Genomic DNA, 20,478 nt, shown 5'->3' with positions numbered 1-20,478 from the left:
CGTAGGGATCGAAAAATAAGCAGAATATTAACCTAAAAGGCAGCGTTTTATTCCGCTCTTTGTGCCGTTATTTTATGCTGCAAACTCTACTTTTAGTTGTTTATCTCTGCCTGATTTCAGAATATTATCTTTGCTTAATCACCTGAAATATAGAGACTTTACTCTGATTTTTGTGAAAAAACTGTGCTAAACCATTAAAGGCAATAGCAAAAGTTGCGTTGTTTAATAAAAGTACAGAATGCTTTTTAACCATAATAAAACAAAATATATACATCACGTCACGAATGGGGATTCACCAATGAAAAGGAACGCGAAAACATTGATCGCGGGAATGGTTGCACTGGCAGTTTCGCAGGCGGCCATGGCGGAGGATATTAAAGTTGCGGTGGTAGGTGCATTGTCCGGTCCGGTTGCCCAGTGGGGTGATATGGAGTTCAACGGCGCGCGCCAGGCAATTAAAGACATCAACGCCAAAGGCGGCATCAAAGGCGACAAACTGGTCGGTGTGGAATATGACGATGCCTGCGACCCGAAACAAGCCGTGGCCGTTGCCAACAAAATTGTGAACGATGGTATTCAGTATGTGATTGGCCATCTCTGCTCTTCCTCCACCCAGCCTGCGTCCGATATCTACGAGGATGAAGGCATTCTGATGATCACGCCTGGCGCCACTAACCCTGAACTGACCCAGCGCGGCTATCAGTACATCATGCGTACCGCAGGGCTCGACTCTTCACAGGGGCCGACCGCGGCGAAGTACATTCTCGAGAGCGTGAAGCCGCAGCGTATCGCCATCATTCACGATAAGCAGCAGTACGGCGAAGGGCTGGCCCGCTCTGTACAGGATGGCCTGAAAAAAGGCGGTGCCAACGTGGTCTTCTTTGACGGCATCACCGCAGGCGAAAAAGACTTCTCCGCACTGCTGGCGCGTCTGCAAAAAGAGAACATCGATTTCGTCTACTACGGTGGCTACTACCCGGAAATGGGGCAGATGCTGCGCCAGGCGCGCGCTATCGGCCTGAAAACCCAGTTTATGGGGCCGGAAGGGGTAGGTAACGCCTCCCTGTCGAACATTGCAGGCGATGCGGGCGAAGGCATGCTGGTGACAATGCCAAAACGCTATGACCAGGATCCGGCGAACAGCGCTATCGTTAACGCTCTGAAAGCCGAGAAGAAAGACGCGAGTGGTCCGTATGTCTGGATCACCTATGCCGCCGTGCAGTCTCTGGCTACCGCCATGGATCGTACCGGCAGCAAAGCGCCGCAGGATCTGATTAAAGATTTAAAAGCACACGGGGCTAACACCGTGATTGGGCCGCTGAACTGGGATGAGAATGGCGATCTGAAGGGATTTGAGTTTGGTGTCTTTAAGTGGCACGCCGACGGTTCATCCTCGGCCGCCAAATAATTATCCCACCGCCCGGCAGGACCGGGCGGGAATAGAAAGGTTACCTTATGTCCGAGCAGTTTCTCTATTTTCTGCAGCAGATGTTTAACGGCGTCACGCTGGGAAGCACCTATGCACTGATCGCCATCGGCTACACGATGGTGTATGGCATTATCGGCATGATCAACTTCGCCCACGGCGAGGTGTACATGATCGGCAGCTATGTCTCCTTTATGATTATCGCCGCGCTGATGATGATGGGCATCGATAGCAGCTGGCTGCTGGTGGCCGCCGGTTTTGTCGGGGCGATTGTCATTGCCAGCGCTTACGGCTGGAGTATCGAACGGGTGGCCTATCGCCCGGTGCGTAGCTCCAAGCGTCTGATTGCGCTGATCTCCGCGATTGGTATGTCCATCTTCCTGCAAAACTACGTCAGCCTCACCGAAGGGTCGCGCGACGTGGCGCTGCCAAGCCTGTTTAACGGTCAGTGGATTGTCGGCGCCAGCGAGAACTTCTCCGCCTCCATCACCACCATGCAGCTGGTGATCTGGGTTGTGACCTTTATTGCGATGCTGGCCCTGACGCTGTTTATCCGCTACTCCCGCATGGGCCGCGCCTGCCGCGCCTGTGCCGAAGACCTGAAAATGGCGAGCCTGCTCGGAATCAACACCGACCGCGTGATTGCCCTGACCTTCGTGATTGGTGCGGCGATGGCGGCGGTGGCGGGTGTGCTGCTCGGCCAGTTCTACGGCGTGATCAACCCGTACATCGGCTTTATGGCCGGGATGAAAGCCTTCACCGCGGCGGTACTGGGCGGAATCGGCAGTATTCCGGGCGCGATGATCGGCGGCCTGATTCTGGGCGTGGCCGAAGCGCTCTCCTCGGCCTATCTGAGTACCGAATATAAAGATGTGGTGTCGTTTGCCCTGCTGATTCTGGTTCTGCTGGTCATGCCTACCGGTATTCTGGGTCGTCCGGAGGTAGAGAAAGTATGAAACCGATGCATTTTGCTATGGCACTGCTCTCTGCGGCGATGTTCTTCGTGCTGGCGGCGGTCTTTATGGGCGTTCAGCTGGAGCTGAGCGGCACTAAGCTGGTGGTGGATTCCGCGTCGGATATCCGCTGGCAGTGGGTCTTTGTTGGCACCGCGGTGGTCTTCTTCTTCCAGCTGCTGCGTCCGGTTTTCCAGAAGACGTTGAAAAGCGTCTCCGGGCCGAAGTTTGTCCTGCCAGCTATCGACGGCTCAACCGTTAAACAGAAGCTGTTCCTCGTGGCGCTGCTGGTGGCGGCCGTGGCGTGGCCGTTCGTGGTCTCGCGTGGCACGGTGGATATCGCCACCCTGACCATGATTTATGTGATCCTCGGCCTTGGTCTGAACGTGGTGGTGGGGCTGTCAGGCCTGCTGGTATTGGGCTACGGCGGTTTCTATGCCATCGGCGCCTACACCTTCGCCCTGCTGAACCACTATTACGGCCTTGGCTTCTGGACCTGTCTGCCGCTGGCGGGGCTGGTCTCTGCTGCCGCCGGTTTCCTGCTTGGCTTCCCGGTGCTGCGCCTGCGCGGTGACTATCTGGCGATTGTGACCTTGGGCTTCGGCGAAATCGTCCGTATCCTGCTGCTCAATAATACCGAAGTGACCGGCGGCCCGAACGGCATCAGCCAGATCCCGAAACCGACCTTCTTCGGCCTGGAGTTCAGCCGTTCCGCCCGTGAAGGCGGCTGGGACACCTTCAGCAACTTCTTCAGCGTGAAGTACGACCCATCCGACCGCGTGATCTGGCTCTATCTGGTGGCGCTGCTGCTGGTGGTTCTCACCCTGTTCGTGATTAACCGCCTGCTGCGTATGCCGCTGGGGCGTGCATGGGAAGCGCTGCGTGAAGATGAGATCGCCTGCCGCTCCCTGGGCCTGAACCCGACCCGCATCAAGCTGACTGCCTTTACCATCAGCGCCGCGTTTGCCGGTTTTGCCGGAACGCTGTTTGCCGCGCGTCAGGGCTTCGTCAGCCCGGAGTCGTTCACCTTTGCGGAATCCGCCTTTGTACTGGCGATTGTGGTGCTGGGTGGGATGGGCTCGCAGTTCGCGGTGATTCTCGCGGCCATCCTGCTGGTGGTCTCCCGCGAGCTGATGCGCGACTTTAACGAATACAGCATGCTGATGCTGGGTGGTTTGATGGTGCTGATGATGATCTGGCGTCCGCAGGGTCTGCTGCCGATGACCCGTCCGCAGCTGAAGCTGAAGAACGGGCAGACAAAAGGAGAGCAGGCATGAGTCAGCCATTATTATCCGTTAACGGCCTGATGATGCGTTTTGGCGGCCTGCTGGCGGTCAACAATGTCTCTTTGGATCTGCATCAAAAAGAGATTGTGTCGCTGATCGGCCCGAACGGTGCCGGTAAGACCACGGTCTTTAACTGCCTGACTGGTTTCTACAAGCCGACGGGCGGCACCATCATGCTGCGCGACCAGCACCTGGAAGGGCTCCCGGGCCAGCAGATTGCCCGCATGGGCGTAGTGCGTACCTTCCAGCACGTGCGTCTGTTCCGTGAGATGACGGTGATTGAAAACCTGCTGGTAGCCCAGCATCAGCAGCTGAAAACCGGGCTCTTCTCCGGCCTGCTGAAAACCCCGGCGTTTCGCCGTGCCCAGGACGAAGCATTAGATCGCGCCGCCACCTGGCTCGATCGTATCGGCCTGCTCCAGCATGCTAACCGCCAGGCAAGCAACCTCGCTTACGGCGATCAGCGTCGTCTGGAGATTATCCGCTGTATGGTGACCCAGCCGGAGATCCTGATGCTCGATGAGCCAGCGGCAGGGCTGAACCCGAAAGAGACCAAAGAGCTGGACGAGCTGATTGTCGAGCTGCGTAACCATCACGACACCACCATCCTGCTGATTGAGCATGATATGAAGCTGGTGATGGGCATTTCGGATCGTATTTACGTGGTAAACCAGGGGACGCCGCTGGCGAACGGCACGCCGGAAGAGATCCGCAACAACCCGGACGTGATCCGCGCTTACCTGGGTGAGGCATAAGATGGAAAAAGCGATGTTATCTTTTGACAAGGTTAATGCCCACTACGGCAAGATCCAGGCCCTGCACGACGTCAGTCTGCACATCAATCAGGGCGAAATCGTCACCCTGATTGGCGCCAACGGCGCGGGGAAAACCACCCTGCTCGGCACCCTGTGCGGCGACCCGCGCGCCACCAGCGGGCGTATCGTCTTTGACGGTAAAGACATCACCGACTGGCAGACCGCAAAAATCATGCGTGAAGCGGTGGCGATTGTTCCGGAAGGACGGCGCGTCTTCTCCCGCATGACGGTAGAAGAGAACCTGGCGATGGGCGGCTTCTTTGCCGAGCGCGAACAGTTCCAGACCCGCATCAAGCGCGTGTATGACCTCTTCCCGCGCCTGTTTGAACGCCGTATTCAGCGGGCAGGCACCATGTCCGGCGGGGAACAGCAGATGCTGGCGATTGGCCGCGCGCTGATGAGCCAGCCGCGCCTGCTGCTGCTCGACGAACCTTCGCTCGGGCTGGCACCGATCATCATTCAGCAGATCTTCGACACCATCGAGCAGTTGCGCAGCGAAGGGATGACCATCTTCCTCGTGGAGCAGAACGCCAACCAGGCGCTGAAGCTCGCGGATCGCGGCTACGTGCTGGAGAATGGCCGCGTGGTGCTGGAAGATACCGGCGACGCGCTGCTGGCGAACGAGGCGGTACGGAGCGCATATTTAGGCGGTTGAGCCGTCTGTATTGCCCGGTGGCGCATAGCGATCCGGGCCTACAACAGCGTGCCATACGTAGGCCGGGTAAGGCGAAGCCGCCACCCGGCTTTTTTGTTTTTTGTACGCTTCAGTTGTACAATTCACTTGTACTTAAAAGGAGGAGCTATGCGTACAATGAACTATAGCGAAGCACGGCAGAATCTTGCTTCAGCGTTGGATTCTGCGGCGACGGGCACGCCCGTGACGATCACGCGTCGTGGCCATAAACCTGCCGTAATTATCAGTGTGGAAGAGTTTGAGCGTTATCAGGCGGCAAAACTGGATGCTGAGTTCGATGCCATTATGGGCATACATGGGAACGAGATAAGGGAACTGGCCGATAAATGAATCTGCAATTTATCTCAGCGGAAGAGATAGTCCTGTTTCATGACAAACTTCTGAGCGTCACGCCTGGCGTCGCGGGAATGTCAGACCCAGGCCGTGCTGAAGCGTTGCTCCATCGTGTATTAAACAAATATCAATACGAAGGGGTGACCGATGTCTGGATCCTGGCGGCGATGCATTTGCTGGCAATTTCCCGCGGTCATATCTTCAATGACGGTAATAAACGTACAGCCCTGTTCATCACCCTGCTTTTTCTCAAACGTAACGGTATCTCGCTAAAAGCCAATCCAGATTATGTGGCGATGACGGTTGAAGCTGCTGCGGGTCGCTTATCGCTTGAAGAGATTGTTGAACGTTTACGCCGCTAGTCTCCTTCATATTTCCATCATCCCCCTGACGCCCTGTTGTCATATCTCTGTAAACAAACGGTTATTTTTCTGTAATTCGAGCATGTCATGTTACCTCGCGAGCACAAAACGCGTGATATCGCGCATCCGGCACAATAAGAGAGATGACAATGACATCGTTACGACACACAGCTTTGGGTCTGGCAATGGGTTTGGCTTTTGCGGCTAACGCAATGGCCGTCACCACTATTCCGTTCTGGCATTCCATGGAAGGGGAGTTGGGTAAAGAGGTTGACTCCCTGGCGCAGCGTTTCAACGACAGCCACCCGGATTATAAAATTGTGCCGGTGTACAAAGGCAACTACGAGCAGAGCCTGAGCGCGGGCATTGCCGCGTTCCGTACCGGTAACGCCCCGGCGCTGTTGCAGGTCTATGAGGTGGGCACGGCCACCATGATGGCCTCCAAAGCCATCGAGCCGGTCTATGAGGTGTTTAAAGAGGCGGGTATTAACTTCGACGAATCGCAGTTCGTGCCAACCGTCGCGGGCTATTACACCGATTCTAAATCCGGTCATCTGCTCTCCCAGCCGTTTAACAGCTCCACCCCGGTGCTGTATTACAACAAAGACGCCTTTAAGAAAGCCGGTTTAGATCCGGAACAGCCGCCGAAAACCTGGCAGGATCTGGCGGAGTACACCGCCAAACTGAAAGCGGCCGGCATGAAGTGCGGCTACGCCAGCGGCTGGCAGGGCTGGATCCAGATCGAGAACTTCAGCGCCTGGCACGGCCAGCCGGTAGCCACCGAGAACAACGGTTTCAACGGCACCAACGCGGTGCTGGAATTCAACAAGCCGGAGCAGGTGAAGCACATTGCCCTGCTTGCCGATCTGAACAAGAAGGGCGACTTCAGCTACTTCGGGCGTAAAGACGAATCCACCGAGAAGTTCTACAGCGGCGACTGCGCCATTACCACCGCCTCGTCCGGCTCGCTGGCGGATATCCGTCACTACGCCAAATTTAACTACGGCGTGGGGATGATGCCGTACGACGCCGACTCAAAAGGCGCGCCGCAGAACGCCATCATCGGCGGGGCCAGCCTGTGGGTAATGCAGGGCAAAGATAAGGACACCTACAAGGGCGTGGCGGAGTTCCTCGACTTCCTGGCGAAGCCGGAAAACGCCGCCGAATGGCACCAGAAGACCGGCTACCTGCCGATCACCAAAGCCGCCTATGACCTGACCCGCGAACAGGGCTTCTATGACAAGAACCCAGGGGCAGACATCGCCACGCGCCAGATGCTGAACAAACCACCGTTGCCGTACACCAAAGGTCTGCGTCTGGGCAACATGCCGCAGATCCGTACCGTTGTGGATGAAGAGCTGGAAAGCGTCTGGACCGGCAAGAAAACGCCACAGCAGGCGCTGGATGCGGCAGTCGAGCGCGGAAACCAGCTGCTGCGCCGCTTCGAGCAGTCGACCAAATCGTAAAAAAATGCCCGGTGGCGCTTCGCTTACCGGGCCTACGATGTGCCCCATGTAGGCCGGGTAAGGCGTAGCCGCCACCCGGCATTGTTCAGGAACCAAATCTCCATGTCCTCATCCCGTCCGGTGTTCCGTTCCCGCTGGCTGCCCTATCTTCTGGTCGCGCCCCAGCTGGTCATCACCGTTATCTTCTTTATCTGGCCTGCGGGCGAAGCGCTCTGGTACTCGGTACAAAGCGTCGATCCGTTCGGGCTCTCCAGCCAGTTTGTTGGCCTGGATAACTTCGCTGCCCTGTGGCACGACAGCTACTACATCGACGCCTTCTGGACGACGATCAAATTCAGCACCCTGGTGACGGTGAGCGGTCTTCTCGCCTCGCTCTTCTTTGCCGCGCTGGTGGATTACGTGGTGCGCGGCAGCCGTCTTTACCAGACGCTGATGCTGCTGCCTTACGCCGTCGCCCCCGCCGTCGCCGCGGTGCTGTGGATCTTCCTCTTTAACCCTGGCCGCGGGCTCATCACCCATTCTCTGGCAGAGTTAGGCTATGACTGGAACCACGCCCAGCACAGCGGCCAGGCGATGTTCCTGGTGGTCTTCGCCTCGGTATGGAAGCAGATCAGCTACAACTTCCTCTTCTTCTTTGCCGCGCTGCAGTCCATTCCGCGTTCGCTGGTAGAAGCCGCCGCGATTGACGGCGCAGGTCCGATCCGCCGCTTCTTCCGGCTATCGCTGCCGCTGATCGCCCCGGTGAGTTTCTTCCTGCTGGTGGTCAACCTGGTCTACGCCTTCTTCGACACCTTCCCGGTGATCGACGCCGCCACCGCAGGCGGCCCGGTGCAGGCCACCACCACGCTGATCTATAAGATCTACCGCGAAGGCTTTGCCGGTCTGGATCTCTCGGCCTCTGCCGCCCAGTCGGTGGTGCTGATGTTCCTCGTCATCATCCTCACGGTGGTGCAGTTCCGCTATGTTGAAAGTAAGGTGCGCTACCAATGATTGAGAACCGTCGCGGGCTGACGATTTTCAGCCATACCATGCTGATCCTGGGGATCGTCGTTATCCTGTTCCCGCTGTACGTGGCCTTTGTCGCCGCCACGCTGGACAGAAACGCCATCTTTGAAACCCCAATGACCCTGGTGCCGGGTTCGCATCTCTTCGAGAACATGGCGACCATCTGGACCCAGGGCGTGGGGGTCAACAGCGCCCCGTTCTGGCTGATGATGCTCAACAGCTTCATCATGGCATTCGGCATTACCGTGGGCAAAATCACGGTGTCGATGCTCTCGGCGTTTGCCATCGTCTGGTTCCGCTTTCCGCTGCGTAACCTCTTCTTCTGGATGATCTTCATCACCCTGATGCTGCCGGTGGAGGTGCGTATCTTCCCGACGGTGGAGGTGATCGCCAACCTCGGCATGCTCGACAGCTATGCGGGCTTAACCCTGCCGCTGATGGCCTCGGCCACCGCCACCTTCCTGTTCCGCCAGTTCTTTATGACCCTGCCGGACGAGCTGATTGAGGCCGCGCGGATCGACGGCGCCTCGCCGATGCGCTTTTTCCGCGACATCGTGCTGCCGCTGTCGAGAACCAATCTCGCGGCGCTCTTTGTCATCACCTTTATCTACGGCTGGAACCAGTACCTGTGGCCGCTGCTGATTATCCAGGACGTCAATCTCGGCACCGCCGTGGCGGGCATCAAGGGCATGATCGCCACCGGCGAAGGCACCACCCTCTGGAACCAGGTGATGGCGGCGATGCTGCTTACCCTTATCCCCCCGGTCGTTATCGTTTTAGCCATGCAGCGCGCGTTCGTGCGTGGTTTAGTGGACAGTGAGAAATAAGATGGCAGGTTTAAAACTTCAGGCAGTAACCAAAAGCTGGGATGGCAAAACCCAGGTGATTCAGCCGCTGACCCTCGACGTGGCGGACGGCGAATTTATCGTGATGGTTGGCCCGTCGGGCTGCGGCAAATCCACCCTGCTGCGCATGGTGGCCGGGCTCGAGCGCGTCACCTCGGGCGATATCTGGATTGACCGCCAGCGCGTGACCGAGATGGAACCCAAAGATCGCGGCATCGCGATGGTGTTTCAGAACTACGCCCTCTATCCGCACATGAGCGTGGAAGAGAACATGGCCTGGGGGCTGAAAATTCGTGGGATGGGCAAAAGCCACATCGACGAGCGCGTCAAAGAGGCGGCGCGCATTCTGGAGCTGGATGGCCTGCTGAAGCGCCGTCCGCGCGAGCTCTCCGGCGGCCAGCGCCAGCGCGTGGCGATGGGGCGTGCCATCGTGCGCGATCCGGCGGTGTTCCTGTTCGATGAACCGCTCTCTAACCTCGACGCCAAGCTGCGCGTGCAGATGCGCCTTGAGCTGCAGCAGCTGCACCGACGACTGAAAACTACCTCTCTGTACGTTACCCACGATCAGGTGGAGGCGATGACCCTCGCCCAGCGGGTGATGGTGATGAACAAAGGTGTGGCCGAGCAGATTGGCACCCCGGTGGAGGTGTATGAAAAGCCCGCCAGCCACTTTGTGGCGAGCTTTATCGGCAGCCCGGCGATGAACCTGCTGGAAGGACGCATCAGCACTGCGGGTACCCATTTTGAACTGGAGAGCGGCATGGCGCTGCCGATCAACTGGTACTATCGCGGTTACGCCGGACGTAAGATGACCCTGGGTATCCGCCCGGAACATATTGCGCTAAGCTCGCAGGCGGAAGGCGGCGTACCGCTGGTGATGGACACCCTGGAGATGCTGGGGGCCGATAACCTGGCGCACGGACGCTGGGGCGAGCAGAAGCTGGTGGTGCGTATGTCGCACGAGGAGCGCCCAAAAGCGGGCAGCACGCTATGGCTGCATCTGCCGGAAAATCATCTGCACTTATTTGATGGTGAAACAGGACAACGCATATGAGTAACTGGCCTTATCCCCGCATCGTCGCCCACCGTGGCGGCGGTAAACTGGCACCGGAAAATACCCTGGCGGCCATCGACGTTGGCGCGCGTTACGGTCATACCATGATTGAGTTCGATGCCAAGCTGTCGAAAGACGGGGAGATCTTCCTCCTGCATGACGATAACCTTGAGCGCACCAGCAACGGCTGGGGCGTGGCGGGTGATCTGCCGTGGCGCGATCTGCTGAAGGTGGACGCCGGAAGCTGGTTTAGCGGCGAGTTTAAAGGCGAGCCGCTGCCGCTGCTGACTGAGGTGGCTGACCGCTGTCGTCAACACGGGATGATGGCCAATATCGAAATCAAACCGACCACCGGTACTGGGCCACTCACCGGCAAAGTCATTGCCCTGGCGGCGCGTGAGCTGTGGGCAGGAATGACTCCACCGCTGCTGTCGTCGTTTGAGATTGACGCGCTGGAAGCCGCGCAGGCTGCTGCGCCTGAATTGCCGCGTGGGTTATTGCTGGATGCCTGGCGTGATGACTGGCGCGAGCTGACCAGTCGGCTGGAGTGCGTATCCATTCACCTGAACCATCGCCTGCTGGATGAAGCGCGGGTGAAGGCGATTAAGGCCGCCGGCCTGCATATCCTGGTCTATACCGTCAATCAGCCCCAGCGAGCAGCGGAACTGCTGCGCTGGGGCGTCGATTGTATCTGTACCGATGCGATTGCCCTTATCGGCCCGGACTTTCAGCCCTAAGGGTTATTGAGCATGTCGCCATTCTGCCGCTGCGGCAGCATATGTTGCTGCTGCACGCCGCCGGAGTCGACACTGCCGCCGCTGAGCATCCCGCCGCTGGTATTAGGCAGAACCTGCACCCCCGGCTGGCTCTGCTGAATCCGCTGGGTGTTGTTATCCATCTGCGTTTGCAGGTGCTGCTGCTGAACGCGGGTTTGCGTTTGCAGCTGCTGGTTTAGCATCCCTGTTTGCTGTTGCTGCTGCATCATCATCTGATTTTGCATTCGCTGCTGGCTGGGGTTCTGATAGCCCGGCTGATTGGGGTTATTCAGGGTGTTGATAGGCTGCGCGAATACGGCAAACGGCAGTAACGCCGCCACAAGAATGAGACGTTTCATGGTCATTCCCTCCATCTGAAGCCTTCTGTAAGTTTATCTCGAATCCGCCATTACGATGATTTTTTAAGAGTTATGAACCAGGCTTAAGCGGGAGCATGAGTCCCTGTACCTGGAGAATAACAATGATGAAACCAACGTTTTTACGCTGGGTGGCGATTGCTGCCCTGACGGCAGGCGGTACGTTTTGCGTGGCAGCGAATCCGCCGGCGGCACCGCCGGTCTCCTATGGTGTGGAAGAGGATGTGTTTCATCCCGTGCGGGCGCAGAAGGGGATGGTCTCCTCAGTGGATGCCCTCGCGACCCAAGTGGGGGTGGATATCCTCAAACAGGGCGGTAATGCGGTGGATGCGGCGGTGGCGGTGGGCTATGCGCTGGCGGTGACCCACCCGCAGGCGGGCAACCTCGGCGGTGGCGGTTTTATGATGCTGCGCACCAAAGATGGCACCACCACGGCAATCGACTTCCGCGAAATGGCGCCCAACCAGGCCACGCGGGACATGTTCCTTGATGACCAGGGCAATGCCGACAGTAAAAAATCGCTTACCTCCCATCTGGCGACCGGTACGCCGGGCACCGTGGCGGGCTTCTCGCTGGCGCTGGATAAATACGGCACCCTGCCGCTGAACAAGGTGGTGCAACCCGCCATCAAACTGGCGCGGGACGGCTTTGAGGTCAACGATGCGCTGGCCGACGACCTGAAAACCTACGGCAGCGAAGTGATCCCCAACCATGAGAACAGCAAAGCGATCTTCTGGAAGGAGGGCGAGCCGCTGAAAAAGGGCGATAAGCTGGTGCAGACGAACCTCGCCAAAAGCCTGGAGATGATTGCGGAGAACGGCCCGGACGCCTTCTATAAAGGGGCGATCGCCGACCAGATTGCCGAAGAGATGAGTAAGAACGGCGGGCTGATCACCAAAGCGGATCTGGCGGAGTACAAGGCGGTGGAGCGCACGCCGATTAGCGGCGACTACCGCGGGTATCAGGTCTACTCCATGCCGCCACCGTCCTCCGGCGGGATCCACATCGTGCAGATCCTCAACATTCTCGAAAACTTCGATCTGCATAAGTTTGGTTTCGGCAGTGCAGACACATTGCAGGTGATGGCCGAGGCGGAAAAATATGCCTACGCCGACCGCTCGGAGTATCTGGGCGACCCGGACTTCGTCAAGGTGCCGTGGCAGGCGCTGACCAATAAAGCCTACGCCAAATCCCTGGCCGATCAGATTGATATCAACAAGGCCAGACCGTCGAGCGAGATCCGCCCCGGCAAGCTGGCGCCGTATGAGAGCAACCAGACCACCCACTTCTCGGTAGTGGATAAAGACGGTAACGCGGTGGCGGTGACCTATACCCTCAACACCACCTTTGGGACCGGGATCGTGGCGGGCAACAGCGGCATTCTGCTCAACAACGAGATGGATGACTTCTCCGCCAAGCCGGGCGTGCCGAACGTCTACGGGCTGGTGGGCGGGGATGCCAACGCCGTGGGGCCGAAGAAGCGTCCGCTGTCGTCGATGTCACCAACGATTGTGGTGAAAGATGGCAAAACCTGGCTGGTGACCGGCAGTCCGGGCGGCAGCCGGATTATCACCACCGTACTGCAGATGGTAGTCAACAGCATCGATTTCGGGATGAACGTGGCGGAAGCGACCAACGCCCCGCGCTTCCATCACCAGTGGCTGCCGGATGAGCTGCGGGTAGAGAAGGGCTTCAGCCCGGATACGCTGAAGCTGCTGGAGCAGCGCGGACAAAAAGTGGCGGTGAAAGAGGCGATGGGCAGCACCCAAAGCATTATGGTCGGGCCGGACGGCGCACTGTATGGGGCGTCGGATCCGCGCTCGCCAGGCGATTTGACGGCCGGGTATTAAACGGTTTGCCGGGTGGCGGCTCCGCCTTACCCGGCCTACAAGGTTCCGTAGGCCCGGTAAGCGTAGCGCCACCGGGCAATACTCACTTAACCCGCGCCATATAGAGCGCATCGACAAATTCGCCGTCACGCAGGGCGAATCGCTTCCCGGTGCCTTCCACCACAAATCCGTACTTGCGGTACAGGGCAATGGCAGGCGCGTTGTCGGCAAACACCGTCAGCTCAATACGTTCGATGCGCAGCCAGTTGTCGCACAGGTTGATCATCTCCCGCATCAACGCGCTGCCCGCGCCGCGGCCCTGCACGTCGGCAGAGACGCTGATACCAAAGGTCGCCACGTGGCTGCGTCGGGGGTTTTCCATCACGTCCAGCGCCAGATGACCGACAACCTTATCGTCCAGGCAGGCCACCAGATGGCGTCTGCCCGGCTTTTTCATTACCCGTTCCTGCCACATCTCCATCGACGGATGAGGAAGTTGTAGTGTCTGGTGATACACCCCCGGATGGGTATTAAGCAGGCGTAATGCTTCGGCATCGGCGGCTTCAACGTGGCGTATCACTATCTCACTCATTCCTTCTTCCTCAGTTAGTTAGGTTCCTTTCCAACATCCGTCAGTTTGAAATGTGAGTCAACAAGCATTTTTTGCAAAAAATCAGTAGACAAGTGCGAATGAGAATGATTATTATTGTCTTGCGTTCAGGGAGTCCGCGACGGAAACCTGAAAGCACGACATTGCTCACATTGCTTCCAGTATTATTTTAGCCAGCGTCTCGCTGGCTTTTTTTTGTTTACAGCTTTTGCGAATGCAGGCGATCCGGCATATCAGCCGGGTTCTCTTTTATCATGCCCACCACGTTGTTCTTCTCCGCGACAGCCGGTAAGACCTCCGCCTGACCGGAAAAGACGCCGCCTTTTTTGATCGCCAGGGTCCGGTAGAGCAGGGTGCCGGTAATCTGGCCATTTTCGCAGATTTCAATGGCCTCGCTGCTGCACTGACCGATGACCTTACCGTCCACGATCAGCTCCCGGCAGGTGATGTTTCCCTCTACATAGCCCCCACGCATGATTTTTATCAGGCTCTCTTTAGAGTCGATATTGCCGTTCAGCTTGCCGTGAACATAGACGTGCCCGCCGGAAACGATATTGCCTTCAAAATGCACATCGCTGGCGATCACGGTGGTGCCATGCTTCTCCACCGCGGTGGGTTCTTTTTCAATGACCGGTGCCGGAGGGAGAATTTCTTGCTTGTCAGTTTCGGTTTTTTTTTGTTTCTTAAACATGAGGTTAACCTGATTAGATAGAAGAGGGAGACCAAAGGCCATTAGGGTTAATGCCGCGAACAGCCACGTCAGGGAGGGGGCATTGAAGCACCAGGCGACCAGGGCGAGCAGCCAGAAGAGAAGTGCGCTATTTAACGCGAGGTATTTTCTGTCCATAGAAAATGAGCGCGACTCCTTTCGCGAGCATGTTAATTTGATTGCCTTCTTATCCTGGGATTCAGAGGCAGGGTCAAGGTTATGCCCGTTATTTTCGGATTCGATATAGCAATATATTCACGGCACGGTTTTCCCGCCGGAATAAGCCTAAAAGATTGATGGGGTTAAATTCGCCAGCAGGTTGCGCTATGGTTGAAGGCAGAGACCTTAGCCAGGAACAACATCATGACACTACACTGCGCATTTATTGGATTTGGCAAAAGCACCACCCGCTATCACCTTCCCTATGTTCTTACCCGTAAAGCCAGCTGGCATGTGGCGCATATCTTCCGCCGCCACCCGAAACCGGAAGAGCAGTCTCCGCAGTACTCCCATATTCACTTCACCAGCGATCTCGACGAGGTATTGAACGATCCCGAAGTGAAGCTGGTGATCGTCTGTACCCATGCCGACAGCCATTTTGAGTACGCGAAACGCGCGCTGGAAGCGGGTAAAAACGTGCTGGTGGAGAAGCCATTTACTCCGACGATGGCCGAGGCGAAAACGCTGTTCGAGCTGGCGCGTAGCAAAGGGCTGACCGTCACGCCGTATCAGAACCGTCGCTTTGACACCTGCTTCCTTACCGCGAAGCAGGCCATCGAGAGCGGCAAGCTGGGCGAGATTGTCGAAATCGAAAGCCACTTCGATTACTACCGTCCGGTGGCGGAGACCAAACCCGGTCTGCCGCAGGATGGCTCGTTCTATGGCCTTGGCGTCCATACCATGGACCAGATAATCAGCCTGTTTGGCCGTCCGGATCACGTGGCCTATGACATCCGCAGCCTGCGTAATAAAGCCAACCCGGACGATACCTTTGAAGCACAGCTGTTCTACGGCGATCTGAAAGCGATTGTCAAAACCAGCCATCTGGTGAAGATCGACTACCCGAAATTTATCGTTCACGGCACCAAAGGCTCGTTTATCAAATACGGTATCGACCAGCAGGAGACCAGCCTGAAGGCCAATATCATGCCGGGTGAACCTGGGTTTGCGGCGGATGATTCCGTGGGCGTGCTGGAGTATGTCAACGACGCGGGCGTGACGGTGAAAGAAGAGATTAAACCGGGCACCGGTGACTACGGTCAGGTCTACGATGCACTCTATGAGACCCTGACCAAAGGTACCCCTAATTACGTCAAGGAAATTGAAGTGATGACCAACCTGGAAATCCTTGAACGCGCCTTTGAACAGGCATCACCTGCCACGATAACCCTTGCCCGATAAGCCTGAATGACTCCTCTGTGCTTGTTCAGATATTTTGAACAGAGGAGTCAATTTTCACCCTCTATGATCCCAGGTCGATTGCGTCCACACTTACTCCATCGAAACGAACTGAGGGTAAAAACAATGATCTTCTTACGCAAAGCAAACGACCGTGGACACGCAAATCATGGCTGGCTGGACTCATGGCACAGCTTCTCGTTCGCCGATTATTACGACCCGAATTTTATGGGCTTCTCGGCACTGCGCGTGATTAACGATGACGTGATTGACGCAGGCCAGGGCTTCGGTACCCACCCGCACAAAGATATGGAAATCCTGACTTACGTGCTGGAAGGGGCGGTGGAGCACCAGGACAGCATGGGTAATAAAGAGCAGGTGCCGGCGGGTGAGTTCCAGATTATGAGTGCGGGCACCGGAGTGCGTCACTCCGAATACAACCCAAGCAAAACCGACCGTCTGCGTCTGTACCAGATCTGGATCATTCCGGAAGCGAAAGGCATCACCCCGCGCTACGAGCAACGCCGTTTTGACGCGCAGCAGGGTAAACAGTTGGTACTGTCGCCGGATGCCCGTGACGGCTCGCTGAAAGTGCATCAGGATATGGAGCTTTACCGCTGGGCGCTGGCGAAAGATGAGCAGTCTGTGCACCAGATTGCCGCCAACCGCAAAGTGTGGATCCAGGTGGTGAAAGGCGACGTGACCATCAACGGCACCAAAGCGACCACCAGCGATGGTCTGGCCATCTGGGATGAGCAGGCGATCTCTGTCCATGCTGACAGCGCTGCTGAAATCCTGCTATTCGACCTGCCGCCGGTCTAAATAATTACGCAACCTTCCCTTTAAACGGGGAAGGTTGCGCTTTGTCCGTGATAAACTGAGAAAATCTCTCACTCATGATTTCTCAGGACGATGAAAAAGAAACGCCCCGTACTTCAGGATGTCGCCGATCGCGTCGGTGTGACCAAAATGACGGTCAGCCGTTTTTTACGTAACCCGGAACAGGTTTCCGTGGCATTACGTGGCAAGATTGCGGCTGCTCTCGATGAACTGGGTTATATCCCCAACCGTGCACCCGACATTCTCTCCAATGCGACCAGCCGTGCGGTGGGCGTCCTGCTTCCCTCTTTAACCAACCAGGTCTTCGCCGAGGTGCTTCGCGGCATCGAAAGCGTCACCGACGCCTTTGGCTATCAGACTATGCTCGCCCACTACGGTTACAAGCCGGAGCTGGAAGAGGAGCGTCTGGAATCCATGCTTTCCTGGAACATTGATGGCCTGATCCTCACCGAACGCACCCACACCCCACGCACGCTGAAGATGATCGAAGTGGCGGGTATTCCGGTAGTGGAGCTGATGGACAGCCAGTCGCCGTGCCTGGATATCGCGGTCGGGTTCGACAACTTTGAAGCGGCCCGGCAGATGACGGCGGCGATCATCGCCCGCGGCCATCGTCATGTCGCCTATCTTGGCGCACGTCTGGACGAACGTACTATCATCAAACAGAAGGGGTACGAGCAGGCGATGCTCGACGCGAACTTAACGCCCTACAGTGTGATGGTAGAGCAGTCCTCCTCCTACACCTCCGGCATTGAGCTGATGCGTCAGGCGCGTCGTGAATATCCGCAGCTTGATGGCATCTTCTGTACTAACGATGACCTCGCGGTGGGTGCCGCTTTTGAATGCCAGCGTCTGGGCCTGAAAATCCCGCAGGATATGGCGATTGCCGGTTTCCACGGTCACGACATCGGCCAGGTCATGGAGCCGCGTCTGGCGAGCGTCCTGACGCCGCGTGAACGCATGGGCCGTATCGGTGCGGAACGCCTGCTGGCGCGCATTCGTGGTGAAGCGGTGTCGCCTAAAATGTTAGATTTAGGTTTCACTCTGTCACCAGGTGGATCTATTTAGCGTGACAAGTTTGAACTAGCTCACACTTATTCACTTCGCGCACGTTTGGATATTGCTTCTCGTCAGCCCCGGCAGGACAATGTTACCGATAACTGTTACCCGTAACAATCGACTGAGGGACATACTTTGAGCACCACAAATCCAGATCACCACGTTTATGTCCTGATGGGCGTTTCCGGTAGCGGTAAGTCCGCCGTTGCCAGCGAAGTGGCACATCAAATCCATGCTGCGTTTCTTGATGGTGATTTTCTCCATCCGCGCAGCAACATCAACAAAATGGCCTCAGGTGAGCCGCTGAACGACGACGATCGTAAACCGTGGCTGCAGGCCCTGAACGATGCGGCGTTTGCCATGCAGCGCACCAACAAAGTCTCGCTGATCGTCTGCTCTGCGCTGAAAAAGAGCTACCGCGACCAGCTGCGCGAAGGTAACGCTAACCTCTCCTTTATCTACCTGAAGGGCGATTTCGACGTGATTGAAACCCGTCTGAAAGCGCGCAAAGGACACTTCTTTAAGACCCAGATGCTGGTGACGCAGTTTGAAACCCTGCAGGAGCCGGGCGCGGATGAAAGCGATGTACTGGTCGTGGATATCGATCAGCCGCTGGACGGTGTTGTTGCAAGCACCATTGAGGTCATCAACAAAAGGCAGTAAGTTTTGAGTACGTTAACGCTTGTTTTAACAGCAGTAGGCTCCGTGCTGCTACTGCTGTTTTTGGTCATGAAGGCCCGTATGCACGCCTTCGTGGCTTTGATGGTGGTATCTATTGGTGCAGGTCTCTTTTCCGGCATGCCGCTCGACAAAATCGCTGCGACCATGGAAAAAGGGATGGGAGGCACGCTGGGCTTCCTGGCGATTGTGGTCGCGCTTGGCGCAATGTTTGGCAAAATCCTGCATGAAACCGGCGCGGTCGATCAGATCGCCGTCAGGATGCTGAAATCCTTCGGCCACAGCCGAGCGCATTACGCCATCGGTCTGGCCGGTCTGATCTGCGCGCTGCCGCTGTTTTTCGAAGTGGCGGTAGTGCTGCTGATTAGCGTGGCGTTTTCGATGGCGCGCCACACCGGCACCAACCTTGTGAAGCTTGTTATCCCGCTGTTTGCCGGTGTCGCCGCCGCCGCCGCAGCGTTCCTGCTGCCTGGCCCCGCGCCGATGCTGCTGGCCTCGCAGATGCATGCTGACTTCGGCTGGATGATCCTCATCGGCCTGTGCGCGGCAATCCCGGGCATGCTCATTGCCGGTCCGCTGTGGGGCAACTTCATCAGCCGTTACGTTGAGTTGCACATTCCTGACGACATCACTGAGCCGCATCTGGGCGAAAACAAAATGCCCTCCTTCGGCTTTAGCCTCGCCCTGATCCTGCTGCCGCTGGTGCTGGTCGGGCTCAAAACCATCGCCGCGCGCTTTGTGCCGGAGGGATCGAGTGCCTACGAATGGTTTGAGTTTATCGGTCACCCGTTCACGGCAATCCTGGTGGCCTGTCTGGTGGCGATTTATGGACTGGCAATGCGCCAGGGCATGGCGAAAGACCGCGTGATGGAGATCTGCGGTGCAGCGCTGCAACCGGCGGGTATTATTCTGCTGGTGATCGGTGCGGGCGGGGTGTTCAAGCAGGTGCTGGTAGATTCTGGCGTTGGGCCGGCGTTAGGTGGGGCGCTCACCGGTATGGGGCTGCCGATTGCGGTGACCTGCTTCGTGCTGGCTGCGGCGGTGCGTATCATTCAGGGCTCTGCGACCGTGGCCTGTTTAACCGCCGTCGGGTTGGTGATGCCGGTAATTGAACAGCTGAACTACTCCGGCGCGCAGATGGCAGCGCTCTCTATCTGTATCGCCGGTGGCTCGATTGTGGTGTCACACGTGAACGACGCCGGTTTCTGGCTGTTCGGTAAATTTACCGGGGCGACGGAAGCGCAAACCCTGAAAACCTGGACGATGATGGAAACCATCCTCGGGACGACCGGGGCGATTGTCGGGATGATTGCGTTTACGTTGTTGAGCTAGCGGGAAAGTTACAAATCAGACTGTAGGCCGGGTAAGGCGTAGCCGCCACCCGGCTTTTTTGTGCGTGCAGGAGAACATGCGGCTCTGTTGGTGGTTCCGTTCACTTTACGTTCAATGCTTCTCTGGGGCGCCAGAACCCGTGAACGTGTCAGGGGGGCTCGCCGCCGCCCCCCTGACCACCCCGGCTCCCGGCCAGGAAAATCGCCGCGTTGCGGTCCCTTCGGCTTATGACTTGCGGCTGTCGGGTCGGGGGCGATCCTACATCCCTGTAGGTCGCCCCCTCTCGGCGCGTCCCTGCGCCTCGCCCCGGCCTCCAGTCAACGCCTCAGCGATTTTCAGCCGGACCAGGGAGCCGCTGCGGGTGTTTTGCTTGCCTGACTACTTTCGCCGCTGAAGATTTAATTTCGGGTTATGTGGGCAGGGATGTAGGCCGGGTAAGGCGTAGCCGCCACCCGGCGGTGAACATGTGGCAACGGGGGTGTTCAATGCTGCTCTGTATGCCACGTCACCCGTGAACGTGTCAGGGGGGCTCGCCGCCGCCCCCCTTACCACTCTCTCTCGGCGCATCTCTGCCCTCGACTCCGCCTCCAGTCAATGCCCCAGCGATTTTCAGCAGGACCAGGGCGTGCTGCGGGTGTTTTGCTTACCTGAC

21 protein-coding genes are annotated in these 20,478 nt (G+C 57.4%); 18 read left to right on the top strand and 3 right to left on the bottom strand.

Annotated features, from left to right (window positions below; all coding sequences use genetic code 11):
* The first annotated feature begins 298 nt into the window (after positions 1-298).
* The 12 genes from livK (at position 299) to ugpQ (ending at position 10,976) form a co-directional block, all read left to right on the top strand.
* A complete protein-coding gene (gene livK / locus GNG26_RS20685) occupies positions 299-1,408 on the top strand; it encodes a high-affinity branched-chain amino acid ABC transporter substrate-binding protein LivK (protein WP_156239921.1) in 1,110 nt (369 codons plus the stop codon).
* Between the two features lie 47 nt (positions 1,409-1,455).
* On the top strand, positions 1,456-2,382 hold the full coding sequence (gene livH, locus GNG26_RS20680; protein ID WP_013099131.1) for a high-affinity branched-chain amino acid ABC transporter permease LivH: 927 nt from the start codon (positions 1,456-1,458) through the stop codon (positions 2,380-2,382).
* Complete coding sequence (locus tag GNG26_RS20675) at positions 2,379-3,656, top strand: high-affinity branched-chain amino acid ABC transporter permease LivM (protein ID WP_156239919.1); 1,278 nt, start codon at positions 2,379-2,381, stop codon at positions 3,654-3,656. The genes livH and GNG26_RS20675 overlap by 4 nt, the downstream gene beginning before the upstream one ends.
* Positions 3,653-4,420, top strand: a complete 768-nt coding sequence (gene livG, locus GNG26_RS20670) for a high-affinity branched-chain amino acid ABC transporter ATP-binding protein LivG (protein ID WP_039032512.1) — start codon at positions 3,653-3,655, stop codon at positions 4,418-4,420. Before GNG26_RS20675 ends, livG begins: the two co-directional genes overlap by 4 nt.
* Before the next feature lies 1 nt (position 4,421).
* Positions 4,422-5,135 (top strand): high-affinity branched-chain amino acid ABC transporter ATP-binding protein LivF, encoded by a 714-nt coding sequence (livF, locus tag GNG26_RS20665; protein ID WP_103177352.1) that lies wholly within the window; start codon positions 4,422-4,424, stop codon positions 5,133-5,135.
* A 147-nt stretch (positions 5,136-5,282) separates the two neighbouring features.
* A complete protein-coding gene (locus GNG26_RS20660) occupies positions 5,283-5,504 on the top strand; it encodes a type II toxin-antitoxin system Phd/YefM family antitoxin (RefSeq protein WP_156239917.1) in 222 nt (73 codons plus the stop codon).
* Positions 5,501-5,869: a type II toxin-antitoxin system death-on-curing family toxin gene (locus GNG26_RS20655; protein WP_103824771.1), complete on the top strand. Its 369-nt coding sequence runs from the start codon at positions 5,501-5,503 to the stop codon at positions 5,867-5,869. The genes GNG26_RS20660 and GNG26_RS20655 overlap by 4 nt, the downstream gene beginning before the upstream one ends.
* A 149-nt stretch (positions 5,870-6,018) precedes the next feature.
* Complete coding sequence (gene ugpB / locus GNG26_RS20650) at positions 6,019-7,335, top strand: sn-glycerol-3-phosphate ABC transporter substrate-binding protein UgpB (protein ID WP_156239915.1); 1,317 nt, start codon at positions 6,019-6,021, stop codon at positions 7,333-7,335.
* 102 nt (positions 7,336-7,437) lie between these two features.
* On the top strand, positions 7,438-8,325 hold the full coding sequence (ugpA, locus tag GNG26_RS20645) for a sn-glycerol-3-phosphate ABC transporter permease UgpA (protein ID WP_156239913.1): 888 nt from the start codon (positions 7,438-7,440) through the stop codon (positions 8,323-8,325).
* Positions 8,322-9,167: a sn-glycerol-3-phosphate ABC transporter permease UgpE gene (gene ugpE / locus GNG26_RS20640; RefSeq protein ID WP_114316496.1), complete on the top strand. Its 846-nt coding sequence runs from the start codon at positions 8,322-8,324 to the stop codon at positions 9,165-9,167. The genes ugpA and ugpE overlap by 4 nt, the downstream gene beginning before the upstream one ends.
* Before the next feature lies 1 nt (position 9,168).
* A complete protein-coding gene (locus GNG26_RS20635) occupies positions 9,169-10,239 on the top strand; it encodes a sn-glycerol-3-phosphate import ATP-binding protein UgpC (protein ID WP_156239911.1) in 1,071 nt (356 codons plus the stop codon).
* Positions 10,236-10,976, top strand: a complete 741-nt coding sequence (gene ugpQ, locus GNG26_RS20630) for a glycerophosphodiester phosphodiesterase (protein WP_156239909.1) — start codon at positions 10,236-10,238, stop codon at positions 10,974-10,976. Before GNG26_RS20635 ends, ugpQ begins: the two co-directional genes overlap by 4 nt.
* Here the strand turns inward: ugpQ and GNG26_RS20625 are convergent.
* Complete coding sequence (locus GNG26_RS20625; RefSeq protein WP_103824856.1) at positions 10,973-11,353, bottom strand: DUF2756 family protein; 381 nt, start codon at positions 11,351-11,353, stop codon at positions 10,973-10,975. The genes ugpQ and GNG26_RS20625 overlap by 4 nt on opposite strands.
* A 122-nt stretch (positions 11,354-11,475) precedes the next feature.
* Between GNG26_RS20625 and ggt the strand changes: the two genes are divergently transcribed.
* A complete protein-coding gene (ggt, locus tag GNG26_RS20620; RefSeq protein WP_168194445.1) occupies positions 11,476-13,221 on the top strand; it encodes a gamma-glutamyltransferase in 1,746 nt (581 codons plus the stop codon).
* 82 nt (positions 13,222-13,303) lie between these two features.
* Here the strand turns inward: ggt and yhhY are convergent, their stop codons facing one another.
* Together yhhY and GNG26_RS20610 are read right to left on the bottom strand one after the other, a co-directional pair.
* Positions 13,304-13,792: an N-acetyltransferase gene (yhhY, locus tag GNG26_RS20615; RefSeq protein ID WP_156239907.1), complete on the bottom strand. Its 489-nt coding sequence runs from the start codon at positions 13,790-13,792 to the stop codon at positions 13,304-13,306.
* A 217-nt stretch (positions 13,793-14,009) separates the two neighbouring features.
* Entirely contained in the window at positions 14,010-14,657 is a 648-nt protein-coding gene (locus tag GNG26_RS20610) for a polymer-forming cytoskeletal protein (protein WP_156239905.1), read from the bottom strand.
* A gap of 225 nt (positions 14,658-14,882) precedes the next feature.
* On the opposite strand from GNG26_RS20610, the gene GNG26_RS20605 reads away from it, so the two are divergent.
* From GNG26_RS20605 to gntU, 5 genes are all read left to right on the top strand, one after another.
* Complete coding sequence (locus GNG26_RS20605) at positions 14,883-15,920, top strand: oxidoreductase (RefSeq protein ID WP_156239903.1); 1,038 nt, start codon at positions 14,883-14,885, stop codon at positions 15,918-15,920.
* 123 nt (positions 15,921-16,043) lie between these two features.
* Positions 16,044-16,739: a pirin family protein gene (locus GNG26_RS20600; RefSeq protein ID WP_103824780.1), complete on the top strand. Its 696-nt coding sequence runs from the start codon at positions 16,044-16,046 to the stop codon at positions 16,737-16,739.
* A gap of 90 nt (positions 16,740-16,829) precedes the next feature.
* Positions 16,830-17,825, top strand: a complete 996-nt coding sequence (gene gntR, locus GNG26_RS20595; protein ID WP_103177342.1) for a gluconate operon transcriptional repressor GntR — start codon at positions 16,830-16,832, stop codon at positions 17,823-17,825.
* A gap of 126 nt (positions 17,826-17,951) precedes the next feature.
* A complete protein-coding gene (gene gntK / locus GNG26_RS20590; protein ID WP_103824781.1) occupies positions 17,952-18,479 on the top strand; it encodes a gluconokinase in 528 nt (175 codons plus the stop codon).
* Positions 18,480-18,482: 3 nt separating this feature from the next.
* Entirely contained in the window at positions 18,483-19,826 is a 1,344-nt protein-coding gene (gntU, locus tag GNG26_RS20585; protein WP_156239901.1) for a gluconate transporter, read from the top strand.
* Positions 19,827-20,478: the final 652 nt, after the last annotated feature.

The organism is Leclercia sp. J807, from assembly GCF_009734465.1.
GTDB lineage: Bacteria > Pseudomonadota > Gammaproteobacteria > Enterobacterales > Enterobacteriaceae > Enterobacter.
Note: the sequence above shows the minus strand (reverse complement) of the source record. Positions and strands in the feature narration are given on the sequence as shown.

What these genes read in the sequence shown, in the direction of transcription:
- livK (WP_156239921.1), top strand. Translation starts at nt 299, where the DNA reads ATGAAAAGGAACGCGAAAACATTGATCGCGGGAATGGTTGCACTGGCA.
- livH (WP_013099131.1), top strand. Translation starts at nt 1,456, where the DNA reads ATGTCCGAGCAGTTTCTCTATTTTCTGCAGCAGATGTTTAACGGCGTC.
- GNG26_RS20675 (WP_156239919.1), top strand. Translation starts at nt 2,379, where the DNA reads ATGAAACCGATGCATTTTGCTATGGCACTGCTCTCTGCGGCGATGTTC.
- livG (WP_039032512.1), top strand. Translation starts at nt 3,653, where the DNA reads ATGAGTCAGCCATTATTATCCGTTAACGGCCTGATGATGCGTTTTGGC.
- livF (WP_103177352.1), top strand. Translation starts at nt 4,422, where the DNA reads ATGGAAAAAGCGATGTTATCTTTTGACAAGGTTAATGCCCACTACGGC.
- GNG26_RS20660 (WP_156239917.1), top strand. Translation starts at nt 5,283, where the DNA reads ATGCGTACAATGAACTATAGCGAAGCACGGCAGAATCTTGCTTCAGCG.
- GNG26_RS20655 (WP_103824771.1), top strand. Translation starts at nt 5,501, where the DNA reads ATGAATCTGCAATTTATCTCAGCGGAAGAGATAGTCCTGTTTCATGAC.
- ugpB (WP_156239915.1), top strand. Translation starts at nt 6,019, where the DNA reads ATGACATCGTTACGACACACAGCTTTGGGTCTGGCAATGGGTTTGGCT.
- ugpA (WP_156239913.1), top strand. Translation starts at nt 7,438, where the DNA reads ATGTCCTCATCCCGTCCGGTGTTCCGTTCCCGCTGGCTGCCCTATCTT.
- ugpE (WP_114316496.1), top strand. Translation starts at nt 8,322, where the DNA reads ATGATTGAGAACCGTCGCGGGCTGACGATTTTCAGCCATACCATGCTG.
- GNG26_RS20635 (WP_156239911.1), top strand. Translation starts at nt 9,169, where the DNA reads ATGGCAGGTTTAAAACTTCAGGCAGTAACCAAAAGCTGGGATGGCAAA.
- ugpQ (WP_156239909.1), top strand. Translation starts at nt 10,236, where the DNA reads ATGAGTAACTGGCCTTATCCCCGCATCGTCGCCCACCGTGGCGGCGGT.
- GNG26_RS20625 (WP_103824856.1), bottom strand. Translation starts at nt 11,353, where the DNA reads ATGAAACGTCTCATTCTTGTGGCGGCGTTACTGCCGTTTGCCGTATTC.
- ggt (WP_168194445.1), top strand. Translation starts at nt 11,476, where the DNA reads ATGATGAAACCAACGTTTTTACGCTGGGTGGCGATTGCTGCCCTGACG.
- yhhY (WP_156239907.1), bottom strand. Translation starts at nt 13,792, where the DNA reads ATGAGTGAGATAGTGATACGCCACGTTGAAGCCGCCGATGCCGAAGCA.
- GNG26_RS20610 (WP_156239905.1), bottom strand. Translation starts at nt 14,657, where the DNA reads ATGGACAGAAAATACCTCGCGTTAAATAGCGCACTTCTCTTCTGGCTG.
- GNG26_RS20605 (WP_156239903.1), top strand. Translation starts at nt 14,883, where the DNA reads ATGACACTACACTGCGCATTTATTGGATTTGGCAAAAGCACCACCCGC.
- GNG26_RS20600 (WP_103824780.1), top strand. Translation starts at nt 16,044, where the DNA reads ATGATCTTCTTACGCAAAGCAAACGACCGTGGACACGCAAATCATGGC.
- gntR (WP_103177342.1), top strand. Translation starts at nt 16,830, where the DNA reads ATGAAAAAGAAACGCCCCGTACTTCAGGATGTCGCCGATCGCGTCGGT.